Origin of the sequence: Sphingomonas sp. Leaf23 (assembly GCF_001421585.1) — a bacterium.
Lineage (GTDB): Bacteria > Pseudomonadota > Alphaproteobacteria > Sphingomonadales > Sphingomonadaceae > Sphingomonas.
On record NZ_LMKR01000002.1, the window covers coordinates 188517 to 197583 of the forward strand.

Below are 9067 nucleotides of genomic sequence, written 5' to 3' on the forward strand. Positions count from 1 at the left end.
GCGGGCAAGCCGGATGCTACCGGATCAATCCTTCCACGCCCACCACAGCTGGGCGGGGGGTACGTTCCACCATTCCATGTCATGGTCGATCCGCGCGAACTGCCGGTCGAGAAAGTCGCGCACGCGCGGATTGAACTGATAGACGAGGAACGCGCCGCCCGGCCGCAACACCGCCTGCGTCGCCGCCGCGATCCGGTCGCCGATGCCCGGCGGCAGGGTGGAAAAGGGCAGGCCCGACAGGACATAGTCGGCATGGGGGTGACCATGGTCGGCCACAATCTGTTCGACGTCCGCCGCCGATCCGTGGACGGCCGAGAACCGCGAATCGAGGATCGTCGCGTTCAGATAATCGATGAAGTCGGAGTTGGTATCGATCACGATCAGCTGCGCATCGGGCGCCAGACGCTGCAGGATCGGGCGACAGAAGGTGCCGACGCCGGGGCCATATTCCACCACGACCTTGGCATTGGCCCAGTCGATCGGGGCCAGCATCTTGCGGATCAGCTTGTTCGACGACGGGATGACCGATCCGACCATCACCGGATGCTTTACGAATCCACGCAGGAAGATGCCGGCCGGCGATGGTACGCCGCGCGGCTTCCGTCGGGTCGCGGCGTTGGAACTCGTCGTCATGCAAATCCTCGAACGGATGGCGCGAAAGGCCATGGTCAGCGCGTCGTCGCAAAAGCGCAACGAACTTGCAAGCGGATCGGTTTCGCGCTGCGACGAATGTCCGTACCGATCGGGTGGGGGACCGGCCGGTGCCGCCGGTCCCCGCACGCGCTATCCCTTCGGCCCGCGCCCTTCGACCATGCCGGGGGCGATGAAGCCGATCGGCTGGATCGCGACCGCATCCTGTTTCAGCCGGGCGGACATGGCGCGATATTCCTCCTCCATCTCGGCCGTTACCGACGCACGCGAGTCGGCCAGCGCCGATTCGAAATGCGCCATCGTCACCTCGCGCGTGTCGAGCGAGGTGCGCAGTGCGAACAGGCCGGCACGACGCACCACATCCTCGAGGTCCGCACCGGTGAACCGGTCGGTTCGTGCGGCGATTGCGTCGAGGTCGACATCGGCGGCCAGCGGCATCTTCTGCGTCTGGATGCCCAGGATGCGCGCGCGGCCCGCCTGATCGGGCACGCCGACATAGATCAGCTCGTCGAACCGGCCGGGCCGCAGCAGCGCGGGGTCGACCATGTTCGGCCGGTTGGTCGCACCGATCACGACCACCGATTGCAGCTCCTCCAGCCCGTCCATCTCGGCCAGGATCGTGTTGACCACCCGCTCGGTCACCTGCGGTTCGCCCAGGCCCCCGCCACGCGCGGGCACCAGCGAATCGAGTTCGTCGATGAAGATCACCGTCGGCGCCACCTGTCGCGCGCGGGCGAACAGCCGGGCGATCTGCTGCTCGCTCTCACCATACCATTTCGACAGCAGGTCGCTCGACTTGGTGGCGATGAAGTTCGCCTCCGCCTCGCGCGCGACCGCCTTCGCCAGCAGCGTCTTGCCGGTGCCGGGCGGGCCGTAGAGCAGAAAGCCCTTCGCCGGACGAATGCCGAGGCGGCGGAACGACTCAGGGGACTTGAGCGGCAGCTCGACGCCTTCCTTCAACCGCATCTGCGCATCGTCCAGTCCGCCGACATCGTCCCAGCGGACGGTCGGGGCCTGGACCATGACCTCGCGCATGGCGCTCGGCTGGACGCGCTTCAGCGCCTCGACGAAATCGTCGCGAGTGACCGACAGGCTGTCGAGCACGTCCTGCGGAATCGTGCCCGCCGACAGGTCGATGCGCGGCATGATCCGCCGTACCGAATCGATCGCCGCCTCGCGGGTCAGTGCCGCCAGATCGGCACCGACAAATCCGTAGGTGGTACGCGACAACTCGCCCAGATCGACATTGTCGTCGAGCGGCATACCGCGGGTGTGGATGCCGAGAATCTCGCGCCGGCCACGCTCGTCCGGCACGCCGACCACGATCTCGCGGTCGAACCGGCCGGGGCGGCGCAGCGCCTCGTCGATTGCTTCGGGACGGTTGGTTGCGGCGATGACGACGATGTTGGCGCGCGATTCCAGCCCGTCCATCAGCGTCAGCAACTGCGCGACCAACCTTTTCTCGGCCTCGCCCGACACCTGCCCGCGCTTGGGCGCGATCGAATCGATCTCGTCGATGAACACGATCGATGGCGATGCCTTGGTCGCTTCCTCGAACACCTCGCGCAGCCGCTTTTCCGACTCGCCATAGGCCGATCCCATGATCTCGGGACCGTTGATGAGGAAGAATTCGGCGTCCGATTCATTGGCGACGGCGCGGGCAAGCCGCGTCTTGCCGGTGCCGGGCGGGCCGTGCAGCAACACCCCCTTGGGCGGATCGACGCCCAGCCGCTGGAACAGTTCGGGATAGCGCAAGGGAAGCTCGACCATCTCGCGCAGTTGGTCGATCGTCTGGCCCATGCCGCCGATATCGTCATAGGTAACGTCGGCGCGGCGTGCCTCGCGCGGTTCCTCATATTCCGATCGCAGCTCGATCTCGGTCGATTCGTCGATATGGACGACGCCCTTGGGCGTGGCCGACACCACCGCGAGACGGATTTCCTGCAAGGAGAAAGCGGGCGCGTTCACATAGCGGCGGACATTGGGCGACAAATTGTCGACCCGCTGGTGCCCGGTCGTCGCGACGATATCGCCCTGGCACAGCGGCCGCCCGAAAAAGGTGCGCTTCAGCGCGTTCGCCGACCCCTGCAGCCGCAGATTCTGTTGCGCCGGGGCAAAGACGACGCGGGTGGCGGGGCGCGATTCGGCCTTGCGCACCTCTACCTGATCGCCCGATCCGACGCCGGCATTGGCGCGCTGCAAGCCGTCGATGCGCACGATGTCGAGGCCCTCGTCCTCAGGATAGGGCGCGATGGCGCGGGCGGGCGTCGTCTTCTTGCCGATGATCTCGACGACATCGCCCTCGTTGATGCCCAGCAGCGCCATCACCGACCGGGGGAGATGGGCGATGCCGCGCCCGCTATCTTCGGGCCGGGCATTCGCCACCTGCAACCGCCGTCCGCCTGTTTCGCTGTCCGCCATCAAATCCCGTCCTGAACTGAACGCCAAGGAACGGCGGATATGGGCGGTGGGTTGCCGGCAACAAGGCGAAAAAAAAGGCCGATCGAAAACGACCGGCCGGAAAGTTTTAGGAGAGGATGCCTGAAAGGCACGTCCTATGTGCGGTGCGGCACGTTTTTGTGCAAGTGCGAACAAAGCAATTCGCATTGCATAAAATGCAACGCTATACGGGAGTCTGGTTGCAAGCGAGACGATCGCGGTGCAGCGTGTACCGCACCGCAACCAAGTTAGGGTATCGGATGCGTCGCCTGCCACCTCTCACCGCGATCGAAGCGTTCGTGCATGTCGCACGGCTGGGCTCGGTCAAGCTCGCCGCCGACGAACTGGCGCTGTCGTCGCCCGCGCTCAGCCGCCGGGTCCAGGCGATGGAGCGCTTCATCGGCAAGCCGTTGTTCGAGCGCCGGCATCAGGCGCTGAGGCTCAACGACGACGGCGAACGGCTGCTGACGCTGTTGTCGGGCGCGCTCGACACGCTGTCGGATGCGGTCGAACAGATGTCGGGCGCGGTGGAGGTGTTGCGGCTGCGGCTGGGCGTGCTGCCGCTGTTCGCGATCCAGCGGCTGATGCCGCGCATGGGCGACCTGCACGACCAGCATCCCGAACTGCACCTCGATTTCGACACCGCGCATCACGGGTTGGGCCGGCTGGGCGAGGGGATCGACGTCGCGATCGTGCTGGACCATGCGATCGACCCGGCGCTCTACGCCCGGCGGCTCGATCGCAACCGGGTCTATGCCATCGCCGGACGCGCGCTGATCGATCGCACGCCGATCACCGATCCGTCGCAGCTGGCGCAGCATACCGCGCTGATCCACCGCGACATGCCCGACACCTTTGCCGACTGGATGCACGCCGCCGGGGTTCCCGATGTCGAGCCGGTCGCGATCGACCGGTTCGATTCGGGCACGCTGATGCTGGAGGCGGCGGCGCAGGGGCTGGGCGTCGCCTTCATGCTCGAATCGCATTTCGAAACGGCGCGCGACGACCGGCTGGTGCCGCTGTTCGATATGGCGGTCGATTCGACCTACAGCCACTGGTTCGTGTGCCGCCCGCGGTTGTTGCAGCAGCGGCCGGTAAAGCTGTTCCACGACTGGCTGGTCACGGCGCTGAACGCGCCGGCGGAGTAACACCCGGTCGTCATTCCCGCCTGCGCGGGAATGACGACAAGGCGGAGGTTCTTACGCTTCCGAACGCGCAGTCACGATCTTGCCGGGGTTACGCGGCGGCTCGCCCTTGGGCAGCGCGTCGACGGCATCCATGCCGCTCTCGACCACGCCCCAGACCGTGTACTGGCGGTCGAGGAAGGTCGCATCGTCGAGGCAGATGAAGAACTGGCTGTTGGCCGAATTCGGGTCCGACGTCCGCGCCATCGAACACACGCCGCGCACATGCGGTTCGGCGTTGAACTCCTGCTTGAGATTCGGTTCCTTCGACCCGCCGGTGCCGTCGCGCCGACCGCCGTCGCCGCCCTGTGCCATGAAACCGTCGATCACGCGGTGGAACGGCACGCCGTCATAAAAGCCCGAGTCGGCAAGCTTGACGATTTGCGCAACGTGGTTGGGCGCGAGGTCGGGGCGCAGCTTGATGCGGACTTCGCCGGTATCGAGCGTCATCACGAGCGTGCTGGGGGTATCGGCCATTGAAAGCTCCTTGAAACCTTGTTTGTCGATCCGGAGATGCCGGATCGCTGCGGTACCGGCCCGCTCCCCCACCCGACCACCCATCAGGATACTGGCTTGGGTGGTCGGGTGGGGGAGCGGGCCGGTACCGCAACGCGCCCGCCTAGCTAGGGGTTCGAACGGCCAAGGACAACCGCACAGGCGTTGGCACGGCGGTGCAGCATGGCTACAGCGGGCGAAACCGCGCGTGGAGGGTTGCGACCATGACCGAACTCGACCTTCCCGATACGACCAGCGAACTGGACGAGGACGACCGGCTGAAGCCCGAATTCGTCCGCGCAGTATGCGACGCGGTGGATCGCGGCGATGACGAGGCCGTGCGCGAGCTGGTCGAACCGCTCCACCCCGCCGACTTGGCCGATTTGTTCGAACTGGTGCCCGGCGAACAGCGCGCCGCCCTGGCCGCCGCCATCGCCGAACGGTTGAACGGCGACGTGCTGGCGGAAATGAACGACTGGGTGCGCGAGGCGGTCATCGACGCGCTGACCGCGACCCAGGTCGCCGATCTAGCCGCGCAGCTCGACACCGACGACGCGGTCGCGATCATTGAGGATCTCGACGATGCGGAACAGCGCGCGGTGCTGCGCGCGCTCGACCCCGACGATCGTGCCGCGATCGAGGAGGCACTGTCCTATCCCGAGGAATCCGCCGGCCGCCTGATGCAGCGCGAGCTGGTCGCGGTGCCCGAGCATTGGACCGTCGGCGACGCGCTGGATTACCTGCGCGCAGACGAAGTGCTGACCACCGATTTCTGGGAAATCTTCGTCGTCGACCCGGCGCACAAGCCGGTCGGCACCTGCCAGCTGTCATGGATTCTCCGCACCCCGCGCTCGGTCGCGATCGCCGATGTGATGGCGCGCGAACAGACGCTTATCCCGGTCGACATGGACCAGGAAGAGGTCGCGCTGCGCTTTCAGAAATACGCGCTGATCTCGGCAGCGGTCACCGATGGCAGCGGACGGCTGGTCGGCATGATTACCGTCGACGACGTGGTCCATATCATCCAGGCGGAAGCGGGCGAGGACGCGCTGCTGCTGTCGGGGGCCGGCGAAGGCGACATCAACGAACCGATACGCGATTCGTACAAGGCGCGGGTGCGCTGGCTCATCACCAACCTGATGACCGCATTGCTGCCCGCGACGATCATCGGCGCGTTCGGCGCCACGATCGACAAGATGGTGACGCTGGCCGCGCTGATGCCGATCGTCGCCGGCCTTGGCGGGAATGCGGGCACGCAGACGATGGCGGTGACTGTGCGTGCGCTCGCCACCAACCAGCTGACACAGTCGAACACGGTACGCGCGATCCGGCGCGAGATGATTATCGCACTGATGAACGGCGCGACCGTCGCCGCGCTGATCGGCACCGGCGTCACCCTGTGGTTCGGCAATCCGCAACTGGGGGCGGTGATCGGCACCGCGATGCTGCTGAACGTCGTCATTGCCGGGTTCGCGGGGGTGTTCGTGCCGCTGACGCTCGACCGGTTCAACGCCGATCCGGCGGTCGCATCGTCGATCTTCGTCACGATGACCACCGATTCGATGGGGTTCCTCGTGTTCCTCGGGCTGGCGACCGTCAGCGGGCTTGCCGGTTGAGATTGGCGGGTTGAGCCGGGCGACCGCGCTTCCCATCTGGGGCGCGTGCCGCTGCATCTCACCAAAGTCGCCTTCGCCATCGAATCGGTCGAACAGCTCGCCGAACGGCTGGCCACGCGCCATGCCGAAGGCGGGTTCCTGACCACCCGCTACCTGCCGAAACGCGCCGCTGAGATCGAGGGCGGGTCGCTGTTCTGGATCCTGAAGCATCGGCTGGTCGCCCGGTCGCCGATCCTCGGCTTTGGCGAAGCGGAGGGTGGCCGAGTCGCGATCCACCTGGGGCCGAAGCTGGTGCTGGTCGAGGGGCGGCCGAAGCGCGCGCATCAGGGCTGGCGCTATCTGGAAGAGGCCGATGCCCCCGCCGATCTGGGCGGGGAGGGCACTGGTGCCGATGAACTGCCGCCGCGGCTGATCGGCGAGCTGATGGCGTTGGGGTTGCTATAGCCCCCGCCAGCGAAGGCCAGTGTTATCCGACCAACCCCGGATACGCCGCCTTCGCCGCCGCGATCTTCGGCTTGTCCCACCGCACGATATAGGGATGTGCCGGGTTCCGCCGGGCGAAATCCTGATGATAGGCCTCCGCCGGATAGAAGGCACCGGTTTCGATCTTCGTCGCGATCGGCTTCGGAAATGCCTTCGCCCGCGTCAGCTGCGCGATATAGCGCCGCGCGGTCAGCGCCTGGGACGGGTTTTGTGGAAAGATTGCCGAACGATAGCTCGGCCCCGAATCGGGGACCTGCCCGTTCAGCTGCGTCGGATCGTGCGCAACCGAGAAATAGACGCGCAGCAACGTGCCATAGCTGACGATGCGCGGGTCGTAGGTGATGAGAATCGCCTCGGCATGGCCGGTGCGTTCGGTCGATACCTGGTCGTAGGTCGCGCTCTGGCGCGTGCCGCCGGCATAGCCGCTGATGACCGATTTCACGCCCTTCACCCGTTCGAACACCGCCTCCATGCCCCAGAAGCAGCCGCCCGCCAGCACGGCGGTGGCAAGGCCGGGGGTGGGGGGCACGTCGCTGGTGACGACGGGGATCGGGACCGCGCGCTCGGCCGTAGCCGGGGGGATCGACAGGGCGGCCACGCCGATGGCGGCGATGGCGACGGGCAGCAGGACTTTCATGGGAAGGTTCCTCGAACAATGCCGGGAACCGAGATGGGGTGCGCCACCGCGCACCGCCAGATCAGCCCCGGATCAACCGATGCGCTGGACGACCGACGGTGCGGGATGGACCGACTTCGCATCGCTGCGATCCGCCACCTGCACCGCGACCAGCGCGACGGCACCCAGCGCGAAACCGCTGATGAAATGGCGAAGGAATCCGGTGCGCTTGGTCGTCATCTGTCTCGTCCTCTTGCCCGGCCGTGCCCCGGATGGGATGCGGCATCGGACGAACCCCGCAAAAGGAGAGGATCGCCCATCACTGGGTGCAAGATATAGGTTGCGGGGCTGAACCGGCGCTGGCGCGTCCGTTCATGTTGCGCACAGCCTCAACCATGTTGCGACTGCGAAATCAAGATGGCGGGGGGTGCGCTTTCGGCAACGCTGCGTTGCAAAACCGGTGGTGCCGACCGGCCCCGCCGCTTTTCGGCATACATTCGCGCATCGGCCTGTCCGACCAGCGTGTCGACCATCACCAACGGTCCCGTGGCCCAGCCGACGCTCAGGTCCGCACCCTCGTCCGGGCCGATCAGTGCAGTGGTACCCTGGGTAAAGCGGGTGGCGATTTCCCCGGCTATCGCCTGCGCCGCGGCATCGTTCAGGCCGGGGAGGACGCAGACGAATTCGTCGCCGCCCCAGCGGAATACCCGGCCCGACATCGGGATCGAACAGACCGCCGCGCGCGTCGCGATCTTCAGCGCCGCATCGCCCGTCATGTGGCCGTGGCGATCGTTCAGCGCCTTGAACCGGTTCAGGTCGATCATCAGCACCGCGCCCTCGCCACGCCACCCCGACCGCGCCCGGTCGAACGCGGTGCGGTTGCCCGCGCCGGTCAGCCCGTCGCGTTCGGCAAGCGTCGCCAGCCGCCGTTCGCACCGCTCCGCATCCATCGTCAGCAGCGAAAAGCCGCGGAACATGATGAAGGCGATCGCCCCCGCCGCCATCCAGGCCGCTGGCCCGCCATGCATGCCGGTCGGATCGCCGCCCAATTGTCCGGTGGCCGCGAACCACGCCCGGCCAAGGAACATCGGCACGGTCATGGCGAACATCACCGCCACGATCCATCCGGTGCGCAGCATTTCGCGACGCGCGATACGTATCGCCAGCAGGACCGTCGCAACGTCGAACAGCGACCGCAGGACGTTCAGATAGGCGATGCGATCGCCAAAATCCCGCGGCAACGACCAGAACAACAGGGGCAGCGCGACGATTCCCGTCAGCACGATCCATCGCCGGATCGGCGCAGCGGGATCGGCGAAGCGGTGCATGCCGACATAGATCGCGCCGTAGCTGAGCGCGGCTGCCGTATTGCCGATCGTCAGGAGGCCGGGGACGCCCAGGCCGCGCAGCAGCGGCATGACCGCGCTGACCCCGAGCAACAGATGCCCGCCGCCCCACCAGTTTGCCCACGAACCAAACCGTCCCCCGGCGGCAGCGGTCAGGTGCACGATGCCGGCCACGACCGAACACAGCGCGACCATCACATACAGGGTGGAGATATCGAGCAGCATGCGGTCCCTATC

General features: G+C 66.5%; 9 protein-coding genes. 3 read left to right on the forward strand and 6 right to left on the reverse strand.

All coding sequences use genetic code 11. The features are described 5' to 3' along the window. Positions 1–24: 24 nt before the first annotated feature. Complete coding sequence (locus ASE67_RS04690) at positions 25–633, reverse strand: class I SAM-dependent methyltransferase (RefSeq protein WP_055757329.1); 609 nt, start codon at positions 631–633, stop codon at positions 25–27. A gap of 150 nt (positions 634–783) precedes the next feature. Continuing rightward, the gene (locus ASE67_RS04695; RefSeq protein ID WP_055757331.1) at positions 784–3072 is read right to left on the reverse strand and encodes a CDC48 family AAA ATPase; all 2289 of its coding nucleotides are present in this window, start codon (positions 3070–3072) and stop codon (positions 784–786) included. A 278-nt stretch (positions 3073–3350) separates the two neighbouring features. Here ASE67_RS04695 and ASE67_RS04700 point away from each other — a divergent pair, with 278 nt between their 5' ends. Further along, a complete protein-coding gene (locus tag ASE67_RS04700; RefSeq protein WP_055757334.1) occupies positions 3351–4238 on the forward strand; it encodes a LysR substrate-binding domain-containing protein in 888 nt (295 codons plus the stop codon). Between the two features lie 51 nt (positions 4239–4289). Here the strand turns inward: ASE67_RS04700 and ASE67_RS04705 are convergent, their stop codons facing one another. Then, entirely contained in the window at positions 4290–4751 is a 462-nt protein-coding gene (locus tag ASE67_RS04705) for a peptidylprolyl isomerase (RefSeq protein WP_055757336.1), read from the reverse strand. 242 nt (positions 4752–4993) lie between these two features. Here ASE67_RS04705 and mgtE point away from each other — a divergent pair, with 242 nt between their 5' ends. Together mgtE and ASE67_RS04715 are read left to right on the forward strand one after the other, a co-directional pair. Next, complete coding sequence (gene mgtE, locus ASE67_RS04710; RefSeq protein ID WP_055757338.1) at positions 4994–6385, forward strand: magnesium transporter; 1392 nt, start codon at positions 4994–4996, stop codon at positions 6383–6385. Positions 6386–6430: 45 nt separating this feature from the next. Beyond that, positions 6431–6829 (forward strand): DUF1489 family protein, encoded by a 399-nt coding sequence (locus ASE67_RS04715; RefSeq protein WP_055757340.1) that lies wholly within the window; start codon positions 6431–6433, stop codon positions 6827–6829. 22 nt (positions 6830–6851) lie between these two features. Here ASE67_RS04715 and msrA read toward each other — a convergent pair whose 3' ends face one another. From msrA to ASE67_RS04725, 3 genes are all read right to left on the reverse strand, one after another. Beyond that, positions 6852–7505, reverse strand: a complete 654-nt coding sequence (gene msrA, locus ASE67_RS04720) for a peptide-methionine (S)-S-oxide reductase MsrA (protein ID WP_055757342.1) — start codon at positions 7503–7505, stop codon at positions 6852–6854. Positions 7506–7577: 72 nt separating this feature from the next. Further along, complete coding sequence (locus ASE67_RS18110; RefSeq protein ID WP_156347731.1) at positions 7578–7724, reverse strand: hypothetical protein; 147 nt, start codon at positions 7722–7724, stop codon at positions 7578–7580. Positions 7725–7873: 149 nt separating this feature from the next. Then, positions 7874–9055: a GGDEF domain-containing protein gene (locus ASE67_RS04725; RefSeq protein WP_055757344.1), complete on the reverse strand. Its 1182-nt coding sequence runs from the start codon at positions 9053–9055 to the stop codon at positions 7874–7876. Positions 9056–9067 lie beyond the last annotated feature (12 nt).